Source organism: Gilvimarinus japonicus (assembly GCF_042847215.1).
Taxonomy (GTDB): domain Bacteria; phylum Pseudomonadota; class Gammaproteobacteria; order Pseudomonadales; family Cellvibrionaceae; genus Gilvimarinus; species Gilvimarinus japonicus.
In genome coordinates this window covers 1,980,221-2,005,398 of sequence record NZ_AP031500.1, presented here as the reverse complement: position 1 = coordinate 2,005,398, position 25,178 = coordinate 1,980,221, and the positions used below count along the sequence as shown (strand labels likewise).

The 25,178-nt window shown below is 51.9% G+C and carries 22 protein-coding genes; 1 reads left to right on the top strand and 21 read right to left on the bottom strand.

Going from position 1 to position 25,178, the window contains the following annotated elements; all coding sequences use genetic code 11:
- Positions 1–77: 77 nt before the first annotated feature.
- The 14 genes from ACGHAD_RS08595 to fliS form a co-directional block, all read right to left on the bottom strand.
- Positions 78–419: an Hpt domain-containing protein gene (locus ACGHAD_RS08595; protein WP_339615325.1), complete on the bottom strand. Its 342-nt coding sequence runs from the start codon at positions 417–419 to the stop codon at positions 78–80.
- 88 nt (positions 420–507) lie between these two features.
- Positions 508–2,217 (bottom strand): SpoIIE family protein phosphatase, encoded by a 1,710-nt coding sequence (locus ACGHAD_RS08590; protein WP_382415673.1) that lies wholly within the window; start codon positions 2,215–2,217, stop codon positions 508–510.
- 12 nt (positions 2,218–2,229) lie between these two features.
- Complete coding sequence (locus ACGHAD_RS08585; RefSeq protein WP_339615327.1) at positions 2,230–2,535, bottom strand: STAS domain-containing protein; 306 nt, start codon at positions 2,533–2,535, stop codon at positions 2,230–2,232.
- A 126-nt stretch (positions 2,536–2,661) separates the two neighbouring features.
- Positions 2,662–3,108: a flagellar export protein FliJ gene (fliJ, locus tag ACGHAD_RS08580; RefSeq protein WP_382415675.1), complete on the bottom strand. Its 447-nt coding sequence runs from the start codon at positions 3,106–3,108 to the stop codon at positions 2,662–2,664.
- Positions 3,101–4,510, bottom strand: a complete 1,410-nt coding sequence (gene fliI / locus ACGHAD_RS08575; protein ID WP_382415677.1) for a flagellar protein export ATPase FliI — start codon at positions 4,508–4,510, stop codon at positions 3,101–3,103. Before fliI ends, fliJ begins: the two co-directional genes overlap by 8 nt.
- Complete coding sequence (locus ACGHAD_RS08570; protein ID WP_382415679.1) at positions 4,494–5,438, bottom strand: flagellar assembly protein FliH; 945 nt, start codon at positions 5,436–5,438, stop codon at positions 4,494–4,496. Before ACGHAD_RS08570 ends, fliI begins: the two co-directional genes overlap by 17 nt.
- A 14-nt stretch (positions 5,439–5,452) precedes the next feature.
- Positions 5,453–6,439 (bottom strand): flagellar motor switch protein FliG, encoded by a 987-nt coding sequence (gene fliG / locus ACGHAD_RS08565; RefSeq protein WP_382416640.1) that lies wholly within the window; start codon positions 6,437–6,439, stop codon positions 5,453–5,455.
- A 39-nt stretch (positions 6,440–6,478) separates the two neighbouring features.
- Positions 6,479–8,170, bottom strand: a complete 1,692-nt coding sequence (fliF, locus tag ACGHAD_RS08560; RefSeq protein ID WP_382415681.1) for a flagellar basal-body MS-ring/collar protein FliF — start codon at positions 8,168–8,170, stop codon at positions 6,479–6,481.
- A gap of 24 nt (positions 8,171–8,194) precedes the next feature.
- Positions 8,195–8,560 carry a flagellar hook-basal body complex protein FliE gene (gene fliE, locus ACGHAD_RS08555; protein ID WP_339615333.1) on the bottom strand — a complete coding sequence of 122 codons (366 nt, stop codon included), beginning with the start codon at positions 8,558–8,560 and terminating at the stop codon, positions 8,195–8,197.
- Positions 8,561–8,759: 199 nt separating this feature from the next.
- Complete coding sequence (locus ACGHAD_RS08550) at positions 8,760–10,226, bottom strand: sigma-54-dependent transcriptional regulator (RefSeq protein ID WP_382415683.1); 1,467 nt, start codon at positions 10,224–10,226, stop codon at positions 8,760–8,762.
- A gap of 19 nt (positions 10,227–10,245) precedes the next feature.
- A complete protein-coding gene (locus ACGHAD_RS08545; protein WP_382415685.1) occupies positions 10,246–11,472 on the bottom strand; it encodes a sensor histidine kinase in 1,227 nt (408 codons plus the stop codon).
- A gap of 265 nt (positions 11,473–11,737) precedes the next feature.
- Positions 11,738–13,174, bottom strand: a complete 1,437-nt coding sequence (locus ACGHAD_RS08540) for a sigma-54 dependent transcriptional regulator (RefSeq protein ID WP_339615336.1) — start codon at positions 13,172–13,174, stop codon at positions 11,738–11,740.
- 256 nt (positions 13,175–13,430) lie between these two features.
- Positions 13,431–13,703 (bottom strand): hypothetical protein, encoded by a 273-nt coding sequence (locus tag ACGHAD_RS08535; RefSeq protein WP_339615337.1) that lies wholly within the window; start codon positions 13,701–13,703, stop codon positions 13,431–13,433.
- On the bottom strand, positions 13,700–14,113 hold the full coding sequence (fliS, locus tag ACGHAD_RS08530; protein ID WP_339615338.1) for a flagellar export chaperone FliS: 414 nt from the start codon (positions 14,111–14,113) through the stop codon (positions 13,700–13,702). The genes ACGHAD_RS08535 and fliS overlap by 4 nt, the downstream gene beginning before the upstream one ends.
- 214 nt (positions 14,114–14,327) lie before the next feature.
- On the opposite strand from fliS, the gene ACGHAD_RS08525 reads away from it, so the two are divergent.
- Entirely contained in the window at positions 14,328–16,397 is a 2,070-nt protein-coding gene (locus ACGHAD_RS08525) for a 6-hydroxymethylpterin diphosphokinase MptE-like protein (protein WP_339615339.1), read from the top strand.
- A gap of 19 nt (positions 16,398–16,416) precedes the next feature.
- Here the strand turns inward: ACGHAD_RS08525 and ACGHAD_RS08520 are convergent, their stop codons facing one another.
- From ACGHAD_RS08520 to ACGHAD_RS08490, 7 genes are all read right to left on the bottom strand, one after another.
- Positions 16,417–17,565: a polysaccharide pyruvyl transferase family protein gene (locus tag ACGHAD_RS08520; protein WP_382415688.1), complete on the bottom strand. Its 1,149-nt coding sequence runs from the start codon at positions 17,563–17,565 to the stop codon at positions 16,417–16,419.
- Positions 17,566–18,696 (bottom strand): UDP-N-acetylglucosamine 2-epimerase, encoded by a 1,131-nt coding sequence (neuC, locus tag ACGHAD_RS08515; protein WP_339615341.1) that lies wholly within the window; start codon positions 18,694–18,696, stop codon positions 17,566–17,568.
- Positions 18,693–19,748: an N-acetylneuraminate synthase family protein gene (locus ACGHAD_RS08510; protein ID WP_382415690.1), complete on the bottom strand. Its 1,056-nt coding sequence runs from the start codon at positions 19,746–19,748 to the stop codon at positions 18,693–18,695. Before ACGHAD_RS08510 ends, neuC begins: the two co-directional genes overlap by 4 nt.
- Positions 19,748–20,449: an acylneuraminate cytidylyltransferase family protein gene (locus ACGHAD_RS08505; protein WP_339615343.1), complete on the bottom strand. Its 702-nt coding sequence runs from the start codon at positions 20,447–20,449 to the stop codon at positions 19,748–19,750. Before ACGHAD_RS08505 ends, ACGHAD_RS08510 begins: the two co-directional genes overlap by 1 nt.
- 59 nt (positions 20,450–20,508) lie before the next feature.
- Positions 20,509–22,539 (bottom strand): flagellar filament capping protein FliD, encoded by a 2,031-nt coding sequence (gene fliD, locus ACGHAD_RS08500; RefSeq protein WP_339615344.1) that lies wholly within the window; start codon positions 22,537–22,539, stop codon positions 20,509–20,511.
- A 134-nt stretch (positions 22,540–22,673) separates the two neighbouring features.
- On the bottom strand, positions 22,674–23,081 hold the full coding sequence (locus tag ACGHAD_RS08495) for a flagellar protein FlaG (protein ID WP_339615345.1): 408 nt from the start codon (positions 23,079–23,081) through the stop codon (positions 22,674–22,676).
- 57 nt (positions 23,082–23,138) lie between these two features.
- Entirely contained in the window at positions 23,139–24,884 is a 1,746-nt protein-coding gene (locus ACGHAD_RS08490) for a flagellin (RefSeq protein ID WP_339615346.1), read from the bottom strand.
- Positions 24,885–25,178: the final 294 nt, after the last annotated feature.

Genomic DNA, 25,178 nt, shown 5'->3' with positions numbered 1-25,178 from the left:
ACGTGGGCCTAGGTTCATGATGACTCAACACCTTGTGCCTCGCTTATATGCGAGCCAGACAAGGCGCCACCGAGCGTTTATTGATACACGACGAGCTGATGACGCACCTGGCTAAACTCGCCCTGTAGCGATACCAGCGCCGTCTCAAGGCCCGTTAACCGATTGTTGGCCGCAGCTGACTCAATATGCTGGCACTGCGCCACCAAAGTAGCCGCACCGATATTGCTGCAGCTACCTTTAAAGCTGTGAGCGGCGCGGCGCAAGGCTTCGCCATCCCCACTGGCCAGTGCTTTTTGCATAGCACTCAGGCGATCTTCAGAGTCATTAAGGTAGGTCTCGATAAGTCGAGCAAAATCGTCTTCCATAACCTCCTGCAATGTCGATAAGGTATCGTGATCGATTAATTGCCTGTCGCTCATAGTCTCTCCCTAATCGGGCTTATTTTGAGTATCACTTGTAAACCTTTTACCTCGGGGCATCAAGTGATGCGGATCTCACTGCGAGGCGTTAATCGTCGGTATGCCAACAGTAAGTCGCCGCGACGACGTTGCCCGCGCCGCGAACCTCTAATGCATCGCACAGCGATTCGACCAGTTTTAGACCGCGCCCACTGTATTCGTTCCCGGTTTGCTCGGTGCGCTCATTGGGCACAAACCCTCGTCCGCTATCGGCGACGGTAATGGCGAGCGAGCCGCCCTCGGTATGAGTTTTGTGCGCCAATGTAATTTTAACGTAGCCCTCTTTGATCGCCTGAGTGCGCTCGCGGCGCAACTGATAATAGCGCTCGAACCCCTCCGGATCGTCCTTGATGGACGAATCCAAGCCCAGCACGCCATGCTCTAATGCATTGGTGTATAACTCGGAGATAATCGTGTACAGAGTACCGCTGTGGTTGCGCAACCCGGGAACCTCAAGCAACACGCTAAGCAGCAACGGCAATGGGTCAAATATGGCAAAACTTGAAGGTTTTACCTCAAACACCAAACTCCACTCTGCCAACTGGGATTGAGACGTCGCCTGCTCGGCACCGGGGGTAACATAGGCCGAACTAAGCGGCGCCATTAACAGCTCGATTAACGATAAATCGTCGCTCTTTTGGCCGTGCCCGACAAACGTTTTTACATTTTGAAGCAGTTCATCAAACAAGGCCGGCGGCTTTTGGTTTTTCGCAAAGGCCGCCAGCAGGCGCTCCTCGCCGAACATTTCGCCGTCTGCATCGCGCGCCTCGTGAATACCATCAGACCACAGATACAAGCGCTCACCATGCGCCATGGTAATTAGTGCGGGGTCCGCCTTAAACTTTTTATTATTTAAAACGCCAAGGGGCAAGTGGGTCGATTTAATTTGCTCGACCCTACCATCTTTGCGATACACGTAGGCGGCGGGTAAACCGCCGTTCCATATGCGCACCGTGTTTTTACGAAAGTTCATTTCAACCATCGCCGCACAACAGAAAAGTCCGACGGGCAAGATGCTTTTTAATTTGCCGTTAATTTCCGCGAGAATATCGGACATGGCGAAGCCTTTGTCCACCATGCCGTAAAACGTTGTGGCAAGGGGCATAGCGCCAATAGCCGCGGGTAGCCCGTGGCCGGTAAAGTCGCCCAGTAAAACCATTAAATTGCCCGCCGGCGTAGTCGATGCCACCATGACATCGCCATTAAACACCGCCAGCGGTGACAGGTAGTAACGCAAATGTTCGGCGTCAACATGGCCACCGCTGGTAATATTATCAAACACCTGCTTGGCGACGGTTTGCTCTTGCAAAAAATGTTCGTTGTGTTGAGCAATTTGGTCGCGCTGCTCCAGCATCGTGCGCTGCATAGTGCGCATGCGAAAAAACGACCGTATTTTGGCCTGCAGAATAACCGGGTTATAAGGTTTGGATAAAAAATCATCGCCGCCCGCCTCAAGGCACTGGACCAGCGAGTCGGTATCGGTCAGGGAGGTAAGAAATAAAATCGGTACCAGCTCTTCACCGGCAATTGACTTGATTTGACGCGCCGCATCAAAGCCGTCTAGCTTTGGCATTAAGGCGTCTAGCAGGACAATATCGGGCCGCTCCGTGCGAAAGCACTCTACCGCTTGCTCACCATCTTGGGCGCTTAACACACGGTGGCCTTGCTTGCGCAAAATCGCCTCGAGAATGACCCGGTCAGTTGCCGTATCGTCAGCAACTAAAACGGTAATCAGCCGTTCATCTTTGCTCGGATGCATACTTTAGCAACGCTATTCGATGCTAAACAGCTGTTCAAAATTAGATATTGTCAGTATTCGTTTAACATCACTGCTGGCATTTTTTATAGTGATCTGAGCCGCATCACCACCGGCGTAATCGCGCAACAGCAGTAACATCCCCAGTGCCGAGCTGTCTAAGTAGGCGGTATCGGCCATATCGATAACAAAGCGGTCCGGCTTGGCAGAAAGCGTCTCGTAGCTGCCGCGAAAATCCTGATGGGCGCTAAAATCAAACCGGCCTTTAATCACAATGGTCAGTTCGCTGCCGTCACTGTTAACCGTCGACGTGACTGTCATAACTCGCCTCACTTATTTACCTGTTGTTCACGCCTCAATAACGCGCGGATATTCCCTGGTGGTTCGCCTATGGGCATAACCGCCCAATGCCCCAAGAATAGACTATTTTGCCCGCTAACAATAGATCTAATAAGGTGGGTTTTGACGGTTAAGGCTGGCGAGTTCATCCAGTTCTTTTTGCAGCTTGCGATCAAGTTCCGCACTCTCACTGGCCTTTAAACGGTCAATCAGCGACTCTAGCGACTTGCGTTTATGGCGTCGTACTTGCCAATATTGTTGGACTTTTTCACACTGCTCGCGGGCACTCTCTACCTTGCGAACCTGCTCGTCCATTGCCCCCACTAAACGTTGGATAAAATCACTGTAACGCGTCATATCGGCCGCCGTATGAACCGCTGTGATATCACCGTATTCCCGCAAATAACTGGTGCGGTACTCATCCAGCTGGCTTAGCTGTAGCCGCTCAGCGCTTAGTTGCTGCTGATACTGAGCCAAGTACCCCGCGGCTTCACGCTCGTGGTACTCCGCTACTTTAAGCACAACTTTAAGCCGCTCTGAGCGTTGCTTAGCCATTTACGGGTCCATTGGCCCGGCCATGTTCGGCCGCCAGCGGGCTTTTACGAGCGGGCTGCGCGTTGGGTTGCAGCAAATCGGCTAGGCCTTTGTGAGCCTCGGTTAAACTCACCGCCTCGGTGAGTGACTGCTGGATAAACTGGCGCAAGCGCGGAAACTTGTCGATGGCCTCGTCGGTTTGCGGATCGGAGCCCGCCGTGTAGGCACCGATTGCCACTAAGTCGCGATTTTGCTCGTAGCGCGCCAGCAGTTGCTTAAACTTTTGCATCCGCGTTAGGTGACTCGCCGAAACAATCTGGGGCATGGCGCGACTAATGGAGGCTTCAACATCGATGGCGGGATAAACGCCCTCTTCCGCCAGCTGGCGCGAGAGCACAATATGGCCATCCAAAATAGCGCGAGCAGCGTCGGCGATGGGGTCTTGTAAATCGTCCCCCTCGGTTAACACGGTATAAAAGGCGGTGATTGAACCCTCACCTTCGGCGGCGTTGCCCGCGCGCTCCACCAACTCGGGGATGCGAGCAAACACCGATGGCGGATAGCCTTTAGTAGCCGGAGGCTCACCGATAGCCAGCGATATTTCACGCTGAGCTTGCGCGAACCGGGTGAGTGAATCCATGAGCAGTAATACGTTTAAACCCTGATCCCGGTAGTATTCGGCAATACGGCTACACAGCTGCGCGGCGCGCAGCCGCATCAAGGGAGCGTCATCAGCCGGCGATGCGACGACCACGGCGCGGGCCATGCCATCGGGCCCCAGAATATGGTCGATAAACTCTTTTACCTCGCGACCGCGCTCGCCCACTAGGCCCACCACCACGACATCGGCCGTAGTGTATTTGGTCATCATCCCCATCAGCACGCTTTTGCCCACACCACTACCGGCAAACAAGCCCATTCGCTGGCCCCGCCCCACGGTAATCAAGCCGTTAATGGCCCGAATACCCACATCGAGTGGCTCGTGGATGGGATGACGTTTTAGTGGGTTGATGTCACTGGGGGCAAAGTCGAGAAAGTCGCCCCCTTGCAGAGCACCATTGCCGTCGAGCGGTTGGCCTAAACCATTGATGACACGCCCGAGGGTTTGTAGGCCAATCCGCATCGCCTGACTGTGGGCCAACGGAATCACGCGGGCACCGGGCTCTAGCCCCTCGACACGTTTTACCGGCATTAAAAAAACGCTCTGGCCAGAAAAACCCACCACTTCGGCTTCGACCCGGCGGCCGTCGCGCGATAACAAGACACACTGCCGTCCCACCGATAAGTTCAGCCCTACCGCCTCCAACGTCAGCCCCACAGAGCGCACCAAGCGCCCTTCGGCTTCGGGCACGACAGGGACAGGATCTGGCAGATAGGGACGCAGGCGATACCAGAGGTCGCGACGCTCAGACACTCTGATCATCCTCGGTATGGTCACTTTGCTCAAAATAACGCGCGTCGAGACTATCGTTTTGCTCGCGATCAGACATTAGCTCATCAGACTTTGATGCGCTCGGCGGAAAATCATTGGAGGGTTCGGGCGCGGACTGGGGCGCCGGATGCTCGCGCTCCAGCAACTGCTCATCGCTGGTGGTTTCGTCTAGATCTTGACGAAGCATAAAACGCTCAATCGTTTCATCTAAGCGCCGCTCTACCGTGTCATCGACCACGCTGTCTTTGGTACTAACGCGCACCCCGCCAGCGCTAATCTCGGGCGAAACTTGTAAATTCCAGTCGTGGCCGTGCTGCTCGGCGTAACGCTTAACGCACTCGTGGTCGGCAAGGTTTAAATGTAGGGTTACATTGTTGCCCGGGGTGGGCAGCGCCGCAATAGACTGACGAATGAGCGGTATTATATCGGCCGGCTGAGTGGCCAAGTCCCGTGCAACCACGGCGCGACTGATACGCTCAACGATGGTGAGCAACAAGGTCTCGAGTTTTTCATCTTGCTGATCGACGGGCTCTTTAAGTGCCTTTACTAGGCTGGCAAAAGTTTGTTGCTCGATACTAAGCAATTGCCGGATATCCTCGGCGCCGCGCTCTTGGCCCTGCCGGTAGCCCTCTTCATAGCCCTGCTGTTGCGCTTGATCAAACCCCTGAGCAAACCCTTCTTGCTCGGCGGCTTGCACTATCTCAGACATCTGCTCGGCGGTCAGGCCGGTACTCGACAAACCTTCGACTTCGACATCTTCGATGGTTTCACCCGCGTTAGCGCTGGCACTTGCGCCAGGCTTACTGGTGCCCTCGACAACGCTGCCACTATTGCCAACACTGGGGAGCGACCAAGATTGCCAGGCACCGCTTTGATCGGCGGGAATACGATTGGGGTTGGCTTTGGGTTTATCGGCCATGGATTAGCTCGGGGCTAGAGCAGTTGCTCGCCACCGCCTCCAAGAACAATCTCGCCCGCATCCGCCATACGTCGAGCAATGGTAAGGATTTCTTTCTGCGCCGACTCGACCTCCGAGATTCGCACCGGACCTTTTACCTCCAGATCATCGCGCAATAGCTCGGCGGCACGTTTGGACATATTTTTGAATATTTTGTCTTGCAGCGTGGCATCGGCACCTTTCAACGCGACAATTAACACCTCAGAGGACACCTCACGCAAGAGCATTTGGATACCGCGATCATCCACATCTTTGAGGTTTTCAAACACAAACATCAGATCCTGGATCTGATTACCCATATCCTCATCGACTTCTTTAATCGAGTCCATCAACTCGGCTTCGACGGTGCCATCTAAGTGGTTCATGATCTCGGCCGCGACTTTATAACCACCCATCGCTTTCGTTTGTGAGCCTGTTTTGCCAGAGAACTGTTTCTCCAAAATATCGTTAAGCTCTTGCAGTGCGCTCGGCTGCACCATATCCAGTGACGCCACGCGCATCATAATGTCAATTCGGACCTTCTCGGTAAAATAACCTAAGATTTCAGCGGCCTGATCGGCATCGAGATAGGCGATCACAATCGCCTGAATTTGCGGGTGCTCATTGCGGATAATATCCGCCACCGAACGCGGGTCCATCCACTTGAGCGTATCAAGACCTGTCGTGTTGCCACCCAACAATATCCGGTCAACCAACGAGCCGGCCTTGTCTTCACCCAGAGCGGTAACCAGCATATTGCGAATATAGCTGTCCGCGCCCATACCCAGCCCGGTTAGGGTGCGCGCTTCCTCCAGAAAATTCTGCATCACCGTTTGTACATCGCTTTGCTGTACATTGGTTAGGGTTGCCATGGCCGCCCCTATGCGCTGTACCTCTTTCGGCCCCATGTGCTTTAACACCTCGGCCGCGTCTTGCTCGCCCAGTGACATTAGCAACACCGCCGCCTGGTCGACCGGGCTCATTTGGGTAGTAGGTACAGTTTTTTGCTCGGCCACGTCAGATTACTCGTCTTTGTTAATCCAGGATTTAACCACTTGCGCCACCCGGCCTGGGTCTTCTGCCACCAGGCCTTTAATCGCGCTCAGTTGTTGTTCGTACCCTTCCTCGGGCCCAGGTAAGGCCACCGCGCCGCCGGTAAGGGTTACCGAATCGGCCGAGTCGCCACCTAGGCCTGCCGCCTCAAGCGCTGCCAGTTGGCGCGCCTCCTCTTCCTCGGCCGAGCGCGAGCCCGAACGAGCGATAGTTTTTAATACCGGGCGCAGCAAGCCAAAGATAAGGGCTAAGACCAGTAAAAAACCCACCAGCGGTTTAATATAGGGGGTTAACCAAGGTTGTTCCCACCAAGGCACATCCAGCGTACCAAATTCAGTGGGTTCGCGCTCGACAAACGCCGAGTTAATAACATTGACGCTATCGCCTCGTGCCGCCGAAAAGCCCACCGCATCGCGGACCAGTGTGCTAAAGCGCTCAAGCTCGGCGTCACTCCACGCCTCGCTAACAGATTCGCCCTCGGCGTTAACCGTGCGTTTATTGTCCAGCACAACAGCCACGCTTAAACGCTCGATATTGCCCTGCTGCCGACGGGTGTAGCTAATCGTACGGTCAACCTCGTAGTTGCGGGTAATATTCTCGCGGCTGTGCTGCGGCGTCGGCGTTTCGTCGCCGGCAAAATTGGGGTCGACTTGCTGGGGCACTTGACCGTCAACCGGTGGTTGGTTGCTAAGCGCTCCCGGAATGCCGCCGATTGCGACATCTCCTATTTGTTTTTCAGTTTGCGTCTGCTCACTGCGCAAAACCGGCTCGGTATCATCAAACGCCTCTTCTGCCTGCTCAATGGCGGTAAAGTCGACATCGGCGCTTACCTCGGCATGAAAGTTATCGGCGCCCACTACCGGAGCCAAAATACTGCTTACCCGGCTGGCGAGTTTCTCCTCAAGGTTTAGGGTGTACTGGCGCTGCTTGTCGGCCAAGATTAACTCGGGCGACTCCTCACCCGTCGAGAGCAAGTTGCCGTATTGATCAATGACCGTAACGTCTTCGTTTTGCAACTCGCTAATACTGGAGGCCACCATATTAACAATGGCTTTAACTTGCTTAGGGTCCAAGTCGCGGCCGGCAAACAGCTCGACAAACACCGAGGCGGTAGGTTTTCTCGCGTCGCGAACAAACACCGAGCGCTTGGGGGTGGCTAAGTGAACCCGCGCCGAGCGCACGGCGTGAATACTGGTAATGGTACGCGCCAGCTCGCCTTCTAAGCTCCGCTGATACCGAGCGTTTTCAATAAACTGGCTGGTGCCTAGCGCTTGCTCTTTTTCGAGCAATTCAAAACCGACGGACTGGTTTTGCCCAATGCCTACCTCGGCCAATTTAAGCCGAGCGGTATGAATGTTTTCAGTGGTGACCAATAAAGCACCGGTCGAGGGCTCAATTTTATAGGGAATTTGGTTTTGCTCTAAAATCGATACAACCTCGGCCGAGTCGAGCCGATCAAGGCTGCCGTAAAGCGGCCGATACTCTTCACCCTGGCTCCACAGCACAATATAAAAACCAATAGCAACGGAAGCCGCCAACCCTAACATCAGGCCAATTTGGCGCAGTAGAGTTAAACCACCAAAGCCTTCAATCAGGTCGCTGCCCTTGGTGGATTTTCCCGAGGGTTCAGCATCCATTGTCGCGGTATCTGTCTGTGCCATAAGCTTATTACCCAGTCCTTATTGTTAAATGGGCATGTTCATAACGTCGCGGTAGGCTTCTACCAATTTATTGCGCACCTGCACGGCCGCCTCAAACGAGACACTGGCTTTTTGCGAGGCGATCATCACATCGGTAATGTCCACGTTGGCGTCTCCGCGCTGGTAAGACTCCGCCATGGTGCCGGCCTCACTTTGCAGGTTGTTTACTTTGTTCACCGCGTCGCTCATTACCTCAGAAAAGCCCGGTACTTTTTGCGTCGACTGAACCTCACCCGGCTTGGCCGGACGATTGATATCGTTAAGCGCCTCTGGCTTCTGAAAGGCGTTGGTTTGCGCTTTAAGCGCTCGCATCTCGGTCAGCAGATTACTGATATCGACCCGGTTACTCATGGTCATACTCGCTATTTAAGTGGGCGAACAGGCGACAGGATTTTGGCGTTTTGCGTTTTTTTGCCGCGTTTATATCGATTAGTGCACAAAGTGGGCCAAAAAAACACCCGTCATAAACAAGCTGTAAACCTAAGTGCCCAAAATAAAAAATGGCCGCGCGGGTCACCCCGGCGGCCAACGGTCAAGGTAGCACTCGCCATTAAATATCGAGCGCAAAACCCTCATCTTTAAAGCGGGCAAGCTTATACCGCAGCGTGCGCGCGCTAATACCCAATCGTTCGGCGGTGTTTTTACGGCTGCCGCGCTCAGCTCGAAGCGCATCGGCGATAATCTCAAACTCATGGCGACGTAAATCACTGCCGAGCTCGGCCGGCGCTTGGCTCAAGCCTGCGGCATCATTTATCTTTTGCGGCTCGGCAAAATCCATTGCGCTAGGTACCCGAGCCTCAGGTTGCGCTGTAGGCACGCTAGGGTTATCGAGCAAGCTAGGCTTGTCACTATAATGGGCGGTGGTGTGCAACCCTAAATCAGTGGCATTGATGCTAGTGCCGGCCTGTAAAATAAGGGCGCGCTGCATAATATTGTCCAGCTCACGCACGTTGCCCGGCCAGCGGTAAGCCAGCAAGGCTTGTTTTGCAGAAGCATCCAGCACCACCCGGCCACGCTTTTGTTTGCGCGCGTGGCGCTCTAACAGTTTAACCGCCAGCGGTACGATATCTTCCACCCGATCGCGCAGCGGCGCCCACTCTAAAGGCAAGACACTTAAACGAAAGTACAAATCCTCACGGAAGCGGCCCGCCACTACCTCGGCGCGCATATCGCGGTTTGAGGTGGCAATCACCCGCACATCCAGCGAAATGGTTTTGCGCCCGCCGACGCGCTCGACCTCGCGCTCTTGTAACACTCGCAGCAGTTTCGCCTGTAACCCAACATCCATTTCTGAGAGTTCATCCAACAGTAACGTCCCGCCGTTAGCTTGTTCAAACTTACCCGGTGCACTGGTATGCGCGCCGGTATAGGCGCCTTTTTCGTGGCCGAACAATGTGGCCTCTAGCATATTCTCTGGGATGGCTGCGCAATTGATGGCGACAAAAGGCTTATCGGCGCGGGGTGAATGGTCGTGTACATAGCGCGCCAACACCTCTTTACCAGTGCCAGACTCGCCAATAATTAATACGGTGGACTCTGACTGAGCAACGCGCTGTGCCAACTGCAATAGCTGCTTGCTGCCCGGCGCCTCAGCCACCGGCTGATCTTTAACACTGACCACACCGCCGACATGGCGGGCGACAGACTCCAGCAAAGCATCCGGCTCAAAGGGTTTAACCAAATAATCCACCGCCCCTTCTTTGATCGCCGAGACTGAATCGGCAATGCTGGCGTAGGCAGTGATTAATAATACCGGGATATGTGGATGGTCGGACTTCACTTGTTTTAACAGATCATAACCGCTCATTACCCCCATATTCACATCCGAGACAATCATGCCCACCTCGGCTCCGGCCTTTAAATGGGCAATGGCGGACTCGGCACTATCGGCCTCGACAACCGGATAATCGGCCAACACCAATGTGTCGACGAGCGCTTCACGCAGGTTGGGGTCGTCCTCCACCACCATGACAGCGGGAGCGGTGGCCTGAGTGAGGTGCGTAGCTGTGTTTGACATAGTAAGTCTCCGGCAGACTTTAAACAGAAGTGGGGGAACCCGGCGCCATCGCCGGCAACAGGACCAGCGCTTGAGCGCCCTCGCCTTTATTCGAGCGCAAATTAAACCGGCCTCCGTGGGCCCGCGCGACCGCCTGCACCACCGCCAAACCGAGCCCGGTCCCCTGCGCCTTAGTGGTAACAAATAGCTCGCCCAAACTGGGCAGCAAATCTGGATCAATGCCGGGGCCATCGTCGCAGATCTCAATGGCCAGCCAATGCTCGCCCGCCAATTGTTGCGGGCTTATGGTGATACTGATATGAGCCTCGCGGCCAGCTGCTTGAATACCGTTATTGACCAAGTTAAGCAGCGCACTCACCAGCGCATCGCGATTGCACGACAGCGAATAATCGTCGCCTGTTACGCTCCAGTTAACGGTGCTATTTGAGGTTAATACCGGCACCTCCATCGCCTCGGCCAGATCGCTTTGCAAACTTGCCACGCTTAAGCAATCGCTGATGGGCAACTCACCCTTAACAAACAGCAGCATGTCTTGCACCTGCCGCTCCATATGATTGAGCCGGTTGGAGACTTTCTCGGCAAATTGACGGCGCTGCTCAAGCGGCAACTGCTCTTTACGTAAGTGCCCGCAGTACAACATAGCGGCCGACAGCGGCGTACGGATCTGATGCGCTAACGCAGAGACCATTTGCCCCAGTGCCGATAAGCGCTCATGCTTGCTTAGCTCACTCTGCAAGCGACGGGTTTCGGTCTGATCGGTCAGTAAGATTATTTGCCCATCACTGCCCTGATTGCGCGTCGCGATACTGATACGCCGGCCGTCGCGCAATGAGATTTCGTGCCCGTCGTCTTGCCGTGGCGCAAACGAACGAGCAATGATATCGCGCCACAACTCGCCCTCAAGGGGTTCGCCCAGCAGCTCGGTGGCGGCCGGGTTACAATCGCGTACCCGGCCTTTACTATCCAGTACAACAACGCCGCCAGGCAGGACATTGAGTAAGCTTTCAAGCCGATTGGCAATACGCTCTTTTTCGGCCAGCTCATCAAGCCGCTGCTGGGTGACTTCGATTAGCTCATCGTTTAAGTCGGCCACGCGCTGCTCAAGCGCGCGATATGAGGTGGTGAGTTGATCAGACATCTGCGAGAACAGCTCAAACGCATCCGCCAGAGCCGCCGCTTTGTCCGGTGCGGTGGCGATATTTTGATCGATCCGTTCAATGTTCAAGACGTCAGCTTTGACCGTCATAGCAGTACCTTTTGGCTCGGCTCGCAATCATCGTGCAAGCAATCGGCGCAATGCAAACCCATCGCTATTGCTGTGTTACAGGGGGTAACTGCAAGCACAGTGCCAACAGAAATTATCTATAAATATCAACAACTTAAAATATCACAAAAAAGTGGGAGTCAATTCTTTGGCAGAGAAAGCGATAATATGACGAGCGGACGTATTAGGTAGGAAGGTGACAACAAGACGCGTTGCAGCGGCCGGAATCCGCCGGCCGCTGCAGGGGCTAACGCTGTAAATCGTATTTGCGCATCTTTTCGACCAGCGTCGTGCGCCGAATAGACAGTTTATCAGCGGCGCGCGCGACAACGCCGCCGCAATCGTTCAGTGCCTGCTGAATCAGATCACGCTCTAAGTTAGTCAAATACTCTCGCAAATCAATGCCCTGCTCTGGCAGCAGGGCCGTGTCGTGTAAACTCACAACGGCGGCACCGGGGGCAGATTCTTCCTCGAGGGTAAAGGATTCGTCCTCAACATCTACATGACGGTACTTGGGAGGTAGATCTTGAACCCCAACCACGCCATAAGGGTGCATAATCGCCATGCGCTCGACTAGGTTAGCGAGCTCGCGAATATTGCCCGACCAGGTGTGATTGCACAGCGATAAAATAGCCGCCGAGTTAAACCGTATCGAGCCGCGCTTTTCGCTCTCCATGCGCGAGACCAATTCGTTAATCAACAGAGGGATATCCTCGGAGCGATCTTTTAGCGATGGCAGCTCAATGGGAAAGACATTGAGCCGGTAATACAAGTCCTCGCGAAAGCTTCCCTCGTCAATCATGGACTCTAGGTTGCGGTGAGTCGCCGCAATAATACGAACATTGGTCGGCACAGTGCGGTTACTGCCCACGCGCTCATAGCACTTCTCTTGCAATACCCGCAGGATTTTTACCTGCATGTTAAGCGGCATATCACCGATTTCATCTAAAAACAGGGTGCCGCCTTCAGCCAACTCAAAGCGCCCAGCGCGGGCCGAGATTGCTCCGGTAAAGGCGCCTTTCTCATGGCCAAACAGCTCACTTTCTAGCAACTCGGCGGGAATCGCGCCGCAATTGACCGGTACGAAGGGCTTTTCTCGACGCGCCGAGTGGTAGTGCAGGTTGCGCGCGACCACCTCTTTACCCGTACCCGACTCACCGGTAATGAGTACCGACACTTCTTTATCGGCCACCTGAGTCATCATATCGCGAACGGATTGTACCTCGCGACTGGTGCCTACTAAGGAGCGAAACAGATGCACCGGGCGGCGCTGAGCGCGCTGCTTATTAGAGTGTTGCGCGTCGCCAAACAAACGAGCGCGATGCAGAATATTGATTAGCGGCGTATAACTGACGGGGGTAGAAATCGCGCCTACGACTTTAATCCGAAGCTTGGCGGCATAGTTATCCAGCGCTTGTAACCGCGACTGCCCCACCAGGGCCACAGCTGTTTCGTCGTTCCACTGCTCTAGGCGATCCAGCAGCTGCTCCCCCCACAGGCGGCACTGCTCGCCAACCACGACCAACATAAAAGATTTGGCCTGATCCCCGTCCGCTAGGGTCGCCTCTAGCTCATCCGAGGTGGTAATACAGGTGTCTTCTTCGAGAAAACCAAAAATCGTCGCCAATTCTTGGCGACTTGAGTCGTTATCATCGACAATTAAAATTTTATTGTTTCGGCACATACTCGACCTTAAAACGGTCGTTCTGACGGTCACTCGGGAATAGGCCCAAGCCCTCAGAACGAAAAGCGGTATTTATATAGATAGCGGGTTTACTGGGATTAGTCAAACAATTGACGCGGCTATTTACAATAGCATATAAAACAAGACCTTACAGCTGCAATTTTGCGCTATAGAGATGGCAATCAAAAAAGCCTATAAGCCAACATTTGGTCGGCTTATAGGCTTTAAAATAATACTGCGTGTGGACGTTTCGCCGTCAACAAACCCGTGCTGGGCGCGTTTGACACTCGGTTAATAAATCGGCGTACATCTGTTTCAAATCGAGCATGGCCTGAAGCAGCGCACCGGGCTGCTGGCGGTTGATCTCAATAAGCCTATCGAGCACCAGGGTACAGGTATCATCCAGCTGCCGCACGCGGCGATAATCGCCGGCACCTAAAGCCGCACGCATATCCGCCTGTAGCTGCTGCAACTGAGCAACGCCGCCCTCTCCTGCCAGGCTTGGCGCGCTGGTGGCGACCAACCTCAAGAGTAGGCTCCGGCGGGCTGTGCACTTGAGTGATCAGAGATTTGGTCCCAGCTGGACTTAATATCACCCAACAACTGCGCGCATTCATCCAGCTTGCCGACATCGTTACCCCGGTTCGCTTGAATCAAGGTGCGAATCACATAATCGTACAGCTCATCAAGATTGGCGGTTAATTCACCACCTTCGGTATCGCTCAAGCTGCCCTGCAACCCCTGTACGATATTGACCGCTTTAGTGATCCGCTCAGACTTTTGCACAAAACTGCCACGCGCCAGCGCACCCTTGGCCTGGGCAATACGCTCCAGCGCGCCTTCAAATAACATTTGGATCAACCGGTGCGACGAGGCGTCCATCACACTCGATTGCACATTAACTTGCTGGTATTGCTTGGCGGCGCTGTAGGCATTCATAAAGTCACTCTCAATTAGCGGCGAAGTACAATTTTAAAGTTTACAGAGACATCTCACCCAATAACCGTAACGGCCGATATTCCAATAACTTTAAGCTTTTAACAGATTTTTTTGTGGCACACTTCGTGCTATTTTGAGGGCTAATAAAGCATAGTGTTCAATAGCGGCAGGCAATTGCCGCCCAAAATCTGGCAGCAACAAGGAACTTGGGTCCATGAGTGACATTTCTGAGACATTGCGGCAAGCGCAAGCACAACAAAACGCCTTAAAGGCCAACATCCAGTTCGAAAAAAACCTGGCGTTTTTCCAGCAAGTGCTGCCGGATATCTACGATCAATACCGTCACTACCAACCAGCAATCGTCAGGCCTATGGTTGATGATGACGGTCACTTCAATTTAGTTGACATCAAAACCAATCAAGCCCTATACCCTTACAACCCCGAACAATATTTGCGTGAAGCCGTCGATTACTACCTAAATGCTCCTAAGCATTATGTACTTGATTTTAGCGCCAAACACGGGGCCAACACCGATCAGGATATTCACTTCAAGAATCATAATGCCGCCATTGAAGAATTAAAAGAAGTGAGTCCGAAAGAACGAAAAGCCGGCACCGATGAGCCCATTCAATTTATGAAAATATTGGGGATCGGCAGTGGTTATCATATACCCGAGCTTATCGAACGCTTAAACATTCAAAACTTGTGCATCGTTGAACCTTCCACCGACTGCTTTTACTCATCGCTGTATTGTATCGACTGGCAAACGATTGCCGAGCAATTCGACCAAGACAACAAAACCATCAATCTAATTCTCGGGAAGTCGACTACCGAATACCTTACTTTGGTAAACCATTATATTCGCCAAATAGGCGACCACAATGCCATCAAAGGCTATGTCTTCGAACACTTAATCAGTAATGAAATGAAGGCTTCCCTGAAGACATTCAAACAGCAGCTACCAGCCACTTTGAGCATGACAGGTTATTTTGATGACGAGCAAGTCAGTATAGCTCACACCATTGCTAACCTTAAAAAAAGGATGCCAATTTTAACCAAGAAAAACAAAGCGACAGAAATTACCGCCAAAACCCCCGTATTTATTATCGCAAACGGCCCATCACTGGATAAGGCCCAAGGCCTGTTAACCGCTCAACAGAACAACGCGTTGATCGTCTCCTGTGGTACCGCGCTTGGCTCTCTCCAAAAAATGGGCATCAAACCTGACATACACATTGAAATGGAACGTACACGGCCCGTTTACGAGTGGATAACCGCCTCCACGTCACAAGAGTTCCGCAATGACATCGCTTTAATCGCTCTAAACACGGTGCACCCCGATGTATTTGACCTTTTCCCCAAAAGATCAATGGCGATGAAGTCAAACGATTTAGGGACGCACTACGTCAGCCGGTTCGCTGGCCAGAAGAAACCTTTTATCAGCCTACGCTCTTGCAACCCGACTGTTGCCAATGCGGCGATCGCGCTAATGGCTAACATGGGGTTCAAAAAACTTTACTTTTTTGGGCTAGACTTGGGCTTTTCGGCCTCGGGGCAACACCACTCCTCTCACAGTAAACACTATGACATCAAAAAAGAGCACGTTGCCAGCTTAAACCTATATCAGCGTGACGCTAAAAACACGACAACTTTACCAGGCAACCGCGGCGACGAAATTATCAGTAACAACATATACGCTGCAGCCAGAGAGATGGTGAGTGATGTTATCCGGCATACACCCGGGCTCGAGTGTCACAATGCCAGTGATGGCGTACTGATTGACGGGGCTAAGCCCATTGAAATCGATGATATTGCTATCGCATCTAGTCCAATCGCGAACAAAATGTCGATGGTGGACGCACTGATTCGGCCTCATTTTGACCCAAATGTTTTTAAAAGAGCGCCATCTCAACAAGCGGTAACGAGTGATTTTAAAGCGGCGACTGAGACCATCAGCCAGATAATAAAGCTTTTTTCAGAACAACCTGAGAGCATTGCGGACTGTCATCAACTTCTGACGAGACAACACACCATGCTTGGGGATCTTAAAGGAGCCGATAAAAATGCTCACACTTACTGGCTACTGCGTGGGAGCTCCGCACAGTTCTCCCACCTATTAGCCAAATCACTCTATTGCGGCGAAAACCCTGACGAGGCCGTCTCTAACTTCAAACAAACAAAGGCGCACTACCTAAATTACCTCAACGAAGCTCGTGAGCGTATAGGGTATCAACTATTGAGAAAAGACTCCCGCTCTCGTAACATCAGCGACAAGGTCAAATAGCGTGAGTGTTCTTAAGCGTCTATTGAGGTAAAGAGAACTGTTGCCGCAAAAAGCGCTCAAAAGGCTCAACCATAGAGCGCGCGGCCTTTAAAACTTGCGTGTAATCAGTCAAGACTTGCTCTGGTGAGTGTTTAATGAGATCAATCTCGCACTGAAGCTTTGTCATAAAGTCGCTCGCTTGCGCGGACACTGGTTGTCGCTTCAGGCCCATCTCACGATATAAAGCCGCTATTTTAGGGTAACTTGCCAACCCAATAGTCGGCACACCCATTACCATCGGCGTAATATTGGCGTGAAAGCGCATACTAATAGAGAGCTGACACTGTTTGTAAAGTCCAAACGTAACCTTACAACCATCCCAGCCCTGCCACATAGGCGCGACAATCACGCGAGATCTAACAAGAAAATCATCCATAACCTGCAAAAGACTATTAATAGCCTCTAAATCACTGGGTATATGCGGTATAAGCACGATCTTTACTTGTGGATTAGCACCTAAATTGGACTCAAGGACACACGCTAGATTCTGTAAAAATCTCAGCCACTCACCATTGGAATCCCCTGAAAAACGCAGTGGCTTCATGTCCCCTGCAATATTGACGGCCCAATAGATGCTCCCGTCAGGCAGCCAAGTACTCGCCTCACACTGGAAAAAAGATGCACCATCGGGAACGATATGCGGCTGAACCGAATGATTAGGAAATGCCGCGTGATAATTATCTTTTGAGCCATCATTGCGAAACGACAAAAACACATTGGGCATACCGCCACAAGCGTGTACAAAGCGATCAAAGCGTCCCAGCGTGTTATCGCTAAAACCTTTATGGGTATCAAACCCAACACCGTAAAAGGCAACCGGCACTGTAATTTTTGTTAATTGCTCGAGTGGTAGGTCGATTGTTGTCCCAGTAGCCGAGGCTTCTATCCAAGGTTCAAAAAAGTTACCACCACCAATTACAACCAAATCAGCTTCATTGGCACAACGAACAAACTCGTCATCAAAGCGCCACTGATCAGGCGCGTTATAGTTTTGATAGCAGCGACGAATCTCCCAGTTATGGTAGTTCACGCCAGAGTCAAGGGTGCGCTCTATGACCCGCCGAAGCCCCTGATGATTGGCGTTATCGCCAATATTACCAATAAAGCTACCCACATGAAGAACCTGCATTTACAAATCCATATCAATAAAGGTTTTTTGTTTTTCCGTACGCCAAAAATCAGCTTGCTGCAAGATACCTAAAAACTTTTTATCACTACCGCCTTCACCAAAATGCTGTTCGGGTTCAACCTTTAACTGCCGCACACGCTCCACACCGGTCAGAATATCTCGTTTATCGTTACCCACGTTAATCACACTGCGAAGCGATGCCCGACTGGCTTGTCGAGTCCCCACATTGACCGCCGGCACACCAAAATATGGCGCTTCCATCAAGGCCGAGCTAGAGTTTCCCAGCATGTAATCGGCGCCTCGGAGCAATGACAAAAAATAATCGAACCTCATCGAGGGGTAAACACGAAACCGCTCGGAGTGCGCTTCAAGCTCACGATAACGCTCGATAATTTTGCCACTTCCGGCATCGTTATTGGGGTAGATCACAACAAAGTTATCGCCGCACTTTTGGGCCGCCTGCAAGAGCTGATCGATCTGGCGTTCTACCTGATCCGCTTCGGTTGTCACTGGGTGATAAAGCAAAATAGCATAGCGTTTAAACGGAATATTATAGCGCTCAGCTACCGCTTCTTGTGTAGGTAATTTATCGCTAAAAATCGCATCTACATCCGGCGATCCAATAACATAGATACTGTTTTTATTTTCTCCAAGTTGCATCAAACGATTTTGAGCGCGCTCATTACATACAAAGTGAAGATGTGATAGCTTGCTTACGGAATGACGCAAAATCTCATCAACTGTGCCGGAAACCTCTCCGCCCTCGACATGGGCGACTAAGATGTTATTTAAACAACCAACCGAGGCCCCCGCTAGAGTCTCGACCCGATCTCCGTGCACCACCAGCATGTCCGGCTGAATTTCTTTAACATAGTCAGACAGGCCAATAATTGTTTTCCCCAACACCGCATCCATGGTGTCGGTGTAGTTTTGATTGATAAACTTATAAATATTTCGGTAGCCGCGATGCTCTATTTCCCGTGAAGTAAGCCCATACCGGCTGAGCATATGCATGCCTGTTACAAACAAGTGAACGTCAAACTGCCCGCTCTCACACAGTGCATCAACCAACGAGCGCATTTTGCCAAAATCAGCCCGAGTACCGGTTAAAAAGAGTATTTTACGTTTCACGCACTTTCCTCTAGAACATCGGAGAATTGTAAGAGTGCTCCGTCCGCAATATCCCGAGTAGCGCGCTTTCCTAACAAGCTATCATAATGCTCAGCAAGTATGCCGCCAACACCGGGGCGTTTAACCCAAAGGTTATCTTCGGTCAGAAGCTCACCTTTTTTAACCGCTTTAATTGTCACCACAGAGGCATACGCAAAATCGATGGTTGCCTGCTCCTCTTGCAATGGCGTTTTGGTGCCGCCACGCATTTGTTTCATCAAAGCAGCGCCTTCTTTTAGCTCCTTGAGAGCCGGACCGTCCATCGAACATATAATGTCGGGACCGTCACGCCCCATAGAATCCGTAAAATGGCGTTCGAGCAGTTCAGCACCTAATGCGACAGCCCCTAGACACGCAAGGTTGGATGTAGTGTGGTCGGACAAGCCAACAATCGCTTCCGGAAACGCTTTCATCAGCTCGCTCATGGCGCCAAAACGCACGAGCTGCGCAGGAGTAGGATAAATATTAGTGCAGTGCATTAAAGCATAGGGAACATTATGTGCGCGCAGTATAGCGACAGCTTTTGTAATACCCTGAATATCATTCATGCCAGTGCTGAGAATGACAGGCTTGCCCTGCTGGGCAATATACTTAACTAAAGGGTAGTTATTGCATTCTCCCGAGCCAATTTTATAAGCGGGAACATTTAACATCTCAAGCCGATCAACCGCTGCACGGGAAAAAGGCGTACTGATAAAAACCGCACCTTTTTGCTCAGTATAATGTTTCAACTCTCGCTCGTCTTCAAACGACAGTGCGCACGAATCCATGATATCAAAAATATTGATATCGGCATTACCTGGTTTAATTAACTTTGCCGCGGGCGCCATTTCGTCTTCGACGACATGGGTTTGGTGTTTAATAACCTCAGCGCCATGAGCAACCGCACAATCTACCATGGCCTTAGCAATGTCTAGCGATCCGCTGTGATTAATGCCGATTTCCGCGATCACCAAAGGGGGTTCGTCTCCACCTACGCGCCGTCCCGCAACAATAAACTCTGGCTTGGTCATCACATCCTCGCTTTTATTAGCCGCTCCGCTTCTCGCAGATCTTCGATGGTATCAATATCAATACTATCGTGTTCAGCCATTATATAGGGTTTTAATCCACTTCTGGGGATACAGCCTTCTGCCCGATAGGCCGCCACCGAGAACAAATATAGGGCACCGTTGGGTAAATAAACATCAGGCAGGGCCTGCTCGCAACTATATGAGGCATCTTTATGGTAGATCGGTGTCAGCTCTTGGTCTAGCAGGCAATATGCTTTTAGGTATTTTTTACTGCCTTTAACCAGGCTAATCACACCATTATCTGATGAGGGGAGCGACTGATAATAATGGTAAGCTTGCACAATGTGGTGAGCTTGTCGCAGTGGTGAAGTCGGCTGCAACAAAACAATCAGTTGCTTATCAGAGAGATTCACGCGCGTAATAACATCGGCAATGACAGCGTCGGTGGTTGAGTCATCTTGCCCTAACGCACTGGGCCTTTCCAGTGGCTGACAATCCAGCTTTAGGGCTATGTCAGCCACCACCGGGTCATCTGTCGACACTAAAATTTGCGCAAAAAGATCGCTCTCTTTTGCGGCTTCTAGGGTATATTGGATCAGCGGTTTACCCAGCAACGGGTGGTAATTTTTACCCGGTAACCGTTTAGAGCCCGCTCTGGCCGGTACGATCGCGACGGGCTTATTAAGCGGCTCACATGTCATATATCAACTCTAACGCTAGAGGTAACCATTCGCTTTGTATCAGTAGCGATGTCGGCTATCTACCTATTTGGCGAGGTAAAGGGCAGCCGATCATTGAGCCCCTCAAGAAAGCTGCCGGTGCTGTTAAGGTCATTAACGATTAACTCCATCGCCAAAAACTGACTGCTTAGCCGGCTGCGGTAGGCCTCTGTGCGGCGCTCTAGATCCGAGCGGTCATCTTCTATGTCAACCAAGCTTTCATTGATATTATCTTCACGCCGGTCAATCAATCCATTATTGACCATAAAGCCATTAATGAGACTGCTTAAGCCCCCCGAAAACCCCCGTGAAAAGCCTACCGTAGCACTGGTAGCGCCCGGTTTTATCAGTAGCGATAAGCCGTCAGCACTACTGCCAATTTTAGGCAGCAAGACGTTACCATAGCCAAACGCTGGCTCGCCATCAACGGTGCCGGCAACATTCTGCCCCGCCGTACCAGCGGCCACGGCTAAACCAAGCTCGGCAGTATCGCCGCCTATCGCGGTGATCTCTAGGGTACTGCTGCTGCCGTAATTATCGGAGATAAAGTTAAACGCACCACTGCCGCTATCGTAGCTAACACTGACAGAGCTGCGATTACCAGAAACGGCCTCACTGACGTTAATTAACGATTCGATCTCAGTCGCCAGCTCTTCCGGGGTGTTATAAATAACGCCGTCAGGCAAGCTCACCGATGCCTGATTACCGTCTACCGCAATATCAAAGCTGTAATCTTTACCCGTGGTGTCCAACGGAAACCCCGCAACCACACTGCCCGCCTGTAAGCTGCCTTTGGTCGCCTGCTGGGTAATCTGTACATCGTAGCTGCCCGGGTTGGTTTGCTTGCTAAAGCCTGTCACCTCAATGCTGCCACTGTCTGAGCGTGTTTGCGGTGTAAACAATGACTTAACCAAGCCGTAATTATTTTCCATCACGGCATTGAAGTTGGTGTTAATACGGTCTGGGTCTTCGTTGATTTGCAAGGTGCCGTCGCTAATTTTGGTTTGGATGCCCAAATTAGCCAAACTGCCAAAGCCCCCCTCTAATCCGGGAACAGCCGCACCTATAAAGCCTTTTACTCGGTCCACCAAGTTATCGGCTAACGAATCGCTGGCTAAGCTACCATTTTTACCCGTCTCTTGGTTAACACCCGTTAGCTGTTTTGCCTGCTCCATAAAAACGTTGTAGGCGTCGACAAAGTCACGAATTGCCGTCTCGGCGGTGTTGCGATCTTCGTTGATCGTAATATTGACGGTTTCATCCACGGAGGCGTTGTATAAATCAATAGTGAGCCCGTCAATCACGTCATCGAAAGAGTTAGACGCGCGCGACACTTGCAAGCCATTCACGCGTACCAGCGCATCTTGACCCTCTTGATTTTGCGTGAGGGCCTGATTAGTGGCGTTAAAGTTAAAGTTGGCCAGTCCCGGCGCACCGGCATCCTCGCTGGCGGTAATTTCGACCTCATTAGTGGCGCCCGACGGACCCGTGATCAACAGCCGGTAGGAGTTACCATCAGCCACAATACTGGCCTGCGCACCGATGTCGGCCTTGTTAATGGCATCGCGCAACCCCTCGAGACTATTATTAGATTCATCAATCTCGATTGTGGCGCCGACCGCCTCGCTGTTGACAGTAAAATCATCGAGTGCACTATTCCAATCACCCAGACGCAGCGTCAGTGTGCCGGTGCCGACTTCGGCGCTTTTTGAGGCATAGGTTTGACTGCTAAGTGATTGTGCACGGGCGATCTGGTCGACCTGAACTTGATAACTGCCCGCTTGGGCGCTGGAGTCGAGCTCACTTAGGGCGAATAGAGAGGTATCGGGCACCGAGACGGATTTAGCATCAAAGATATCCGGGCTTGCCAAGTTGGCCACCACCGACTCTAAGTCAGCCAAGGCACTGCGTAAAATTCCATAATCGGATAATTGTGTTTGCAGCTTCTCTTCACGGGAGTCTAAGCGATTAGCTTGCGGAGCATGACTGATCTCGACCAGATCCGTTACCAGCTTTTGGGTATCGATCCCGGAACCGCCCCCCAGCTGACTGATAATGTTGTTGTCGACCATAACCTTACTCCACGCGTGTGTGCCTAATATCTGTATCGGCTGTTACTGAGTAAACTTTAGCCTGCTTTAGCACCCAAAACAAAAAAAGGGCACCCTAAGGCGCCCCAATCGTTAATCTGCTTACTTGTCGACGATTAAGCCTGCGCTTGTAGCAATGGCACTGGCTCATCAGCATTCAATTTTTGCGCCAAGCTGACAAAAACCTCGTCGGGTATCTGCCTAATCACTTCCTGTGTCTTGCTATCAAGCACTTTAACAATGGTCTCGCCCAGCTCTTCATTGTAGCTAAACTGCAGATCGCGCTGCGTGGACTGAACATACTCGTTCATCTTAGCAACGGCCTGGCGAACATTGTCGCGAAACTCAGGTTTAGTGGCAGTGCGTTCAGCGGTGTTTTCTACCGAAACACTATTGGGTTGTTCATCCGCTAGCGGTGGCAACTTATTGCCGCTCACCTGCCCCCCCTGACGGTTTACCGATGAAGCAGCCCCAGACTTGGCAGACGTATAGACCTCTGATCCTGTAGCGTTTACTTCATTCATGGTACTGTCCTCACTCAAAAACCCCGCCGATTAACTCGGCGGGGTAAGCCCTGACGATTACTGCAGCAGTGACAGAACTTGCTGAGGACGGGCATTTGCCTGTGCCAGCATGGCCTGAGCCGCCTGTTGCAATACCTGAGATTGGCTCAGCTTGGCAGTTTCAGCCGCAAAGTCTGCATCTTCAATCCGCGAACGTGCCGCCGAGGTTTTCTCGCTGACGTTGCTCAGGTTGGCAACGGTAAAGTCCAAACGGTTGTTGATCGCACCCAGGTCCGCTCGGGTGGCACTCATTTGGCCAATCGCCTCATCCAGGATACCGATGGCTTTTTGCGCGCCGGCGGCGGTCGAAATGTCGATGCTCGCTACCGAACCCGCACCTTCCGACGCGTTACGCTCTTGCAAGCCAGTCACAGCTAGTACATCGGCTGCGGTGGATGAGTCGCCATACTCAACGGAGACCTCATCGCCACTGGCAGACGCTAGCGCGATCTCATCGCCGCCCGAGCCAATAAAGGCTACCACACCGGTTTCGGCCGACTTCTCGTTAATCACACTAATGGCTTCAGCCAAGGTTGCGGCCGCATCTGAGCCACCGGCGATCACGCCGATCTCAACGCCGTTAATGATTAAATCACCCTCAGAAAGATCAGTACCCGTAGTCGCAGTAACAGAAGCACCTTCGATATTGCCATTGTCGTCCTGCAAGTCGATACCCAGATTGGCACTGTTCGCTGCAGCTAACGAGGCCGCGCCTTCAGCTTGGATCTTTACGCCAGCGTTATCAGAGCTAGTATCATTAAATACCAGTGAGAAGTTAGCTGTGTTAGTGGTCGAGAAGCCAGAAGCCACATCGTTAGTGGTGCTATCGGTTACCGTAATGTCCTCAGCGCCCTGAGCATTAAGTACCAGCTTACCTTTATCATCAAGGCTCGCTTCGACACTAGTCTCGTCGTTGATCTTGGCAACCAACTCATCCATGTTTTTGGTGTCACTAATCACGTAAGATTGAGAGTTACCATCGCCGTCAGTAACGGCAATCGTCAAGGTGTCAGTGCCCGCCCGCAGCACACCAGAACCGGTGTTGTCGGCCTTGATCTCAGTCTGCGCGGAAACTTGTGCGCCCTTACCTTCAAGGTCAGCGTTCATGATCTTAAGCGCTTCATTCAGGGTAGAAGCAGCAGTAAGTGAGCTGATCACAGTATCGTTAATTTTGAAGGTATCGGTGCCATCAAGCAACTGTAGATCAGCCAGGCCATTGGCCGCCGCCTCACTAACGATATCACCTGAAGAGCCACCCAATGAGCTTGTGCTGAAAGAGCCCACAGTGATTTCAATGGTTTGGTTCTGCTCAGAGCCCACTTGCAATTTAGCGCCTTTAAGGCTGCCATCAAGCAGTTTTTGGCCGTTAAAGGTAGTTTCTTCGGCGATGCGGCCCAGCTCTTCTTTAAGCTGTTGCGCCTCTGCATCTAGTCGACCGCGGTCAGCATCAGAGTAGATGCCGTTAGCAGACTGTACCGACAGTTCGCGCATACGCTGGAGGATGTTAGTACCCTCTTGCAGCGCGCCTTCAGCGGTTTGAATCATAGACACGCCGTCGTTGGCGTTACGTACAGCTTGGTCCAAGCCGCGAATTTGTGAGGTCATGCGGTTAGCAATCGCCAAGCCCGCTGCGTCGTCTTTAGCGGAGTTAATGCGTTGACCGGAAGACAGGCGCTCGGTGGCCTGATCGAGTGATTGCCCAGATTGCATCAGCTGGCGCTGAGTGTTCAGGGAGGCAACGTTGGTATTAATTACTAGAGCCATGAGTAATCTCCTAAGTTTTTTACCTGTTCACAGTCTTGCCAGCTGTGATCAGCCGATGATGAAGTCGCGTATTTGCAGCACTTCTGTGTAGGTTATCGTCAGGAGGTTTGATTGCTTTAGGTTTTTTTTACAAAAAGATCAAGAGAGCAATTAATTATTATATTTTTCAATAACTTGCAGAACATTCATGTCAAGTTTTAATACCGTACAAGTGCTATATCAGATGTGTATCAGGCGCTAAAACCAGGCGGATTTTGCGTGTATTCAGCGCTAGAGGCTGCATACGAAGAGATT

Coding starts and splice junctions, on each gene's coding strand:
- ACGHAD_RS08595 (WP_339615325.1), bottom strand. CDS start 419: ATGAGCGACAGGCAATTAATCGATCACGATACCTTATCGACATTGCAG.
- ACGHAD_RS08590 (WP_382415673.1), bottom strand. CDS start 2,217: ATGCATCCGAGCAAAGATGAACGGCTGATTACCGTTTTAGTTGCTGAC.
- ACGHAD_RS08585 (WP_339615327.1), bottom strand. CDS start 2,535: ATGACAGTCACGTCGACGGTTAACAGTGACGGCAGCGAACTGACCATT.
- fliJ (WP_382415675.1), bottom strand. CDS start 3,108: ATGGCTAAGCAACGCTCAGAGCGGCTTAAAGTTGTGCTTAAAGTAGCG.
- fliI (WP_382415677.1), bottom strand. CDS start 4,510: ATGATCAGAGTGTCTGAGCGTCGCGACCTCTGGTATCGCCTGCGTCCC.
- ACGHAD_RS08570 (WP_382415679.1), bottom strand. CDS start 5,438: ATGGCCGATAAACCCAAAGCCAACCCCAATCGTATTCCCGCCGATCAA.
- fliG (WP_382416640.1), bottom strand. CDS start 6,439: ATGAGCCCGGTCGACCAGGCGGCGGTGTTGCTAATGTCACTGGGCGAG.
- fliF (WP_382415681.1), bottom strand. CDS start 8,170: ATGGCACAGACAGATACCGCGACAATGGATGCTGAACCCTCGGGAAAA.
- fliE (WP_339615333.1), bottom strand. CDS start 8,560: ATGAGTAACCGGGTCGATATCAGTAATCTGCTGACCGAGATGCGAGCG.
- ACGHAD_RS08550 (WP_382415683.1), bottom strand. CDS start 10,226: ATGTCAAACACAGCTACGCACCTCACTCAGGCCACCGCTCCCGCTGTC.
- ACGHAD_RS08545 (WP_382415685.1), bottom strand. CDS start 11,472: ATGACGGTCAAAGCTGACGTCTTGAACATTGAACGGATCGATCAAAAT.
- ACGHAD_RS08540 (WP_339615336.1), bottom strand. CDS start 13,174: ATGTGCCGAAACAATAAAATTTTAATTGTCGATGATAACGACTCAAGT.
- fliS (WP_339615338.1), bottom strand. CDS start 14,113: ATGAATGCCTACAGCGCCGCCAAGCAATACCAGCAAGTTAATGTGCAA.
- ACGHAD_RS08525 (WP_339615339.1), top strand. CDS start 14,328: ATGAGTGACATTTCTGAGACATTGCGGCAAGCGCAAGCACAACAAAAC.
- ACGHAD_RS08520 (WP_382415688.1), bottom strand. CDS start 17,565: ATGCAGGTTCTTCATGTGGGTAGCTTTATTGGTAATATTGGCGATAAC.
- ACGHAD_RS08510 (WP_382415690.1), bottom strand. CDS start 19,748: ATGACCAAGCCAGAGTTTATTGTTGCGGGACGGCGCGTAGGTGGAGAC.
- ACGHAD_RS08505 (WP_339615343.1), bottom strand. CDS start 20,449: ATGACATGTGAGCCGCTTAATAAGCCCGTCGCGATCGTACCGGCCAGA.
- fliD (WP_339615344.1), bottom strand. CDS start 22,539: ATGGTCGACAACAACATTATCAGTCAGCTGGGGGGCGGTTCCGGGATC.
- ACGHAD_RS08495 (WP_339615345.1), bottom strand. CDS start 23,081: ATGAATGAAGTAAACGCTACAGGATCAGAGGTCTATACGTCTGCCAAG.
- ACGHAD_RS08490 (WP_339615346.1), bottom strand. CDS start 24,884: ATGGCTCTAGTAATTAATACCAACGTTGCCTCCCTGAACACTCAGCGC.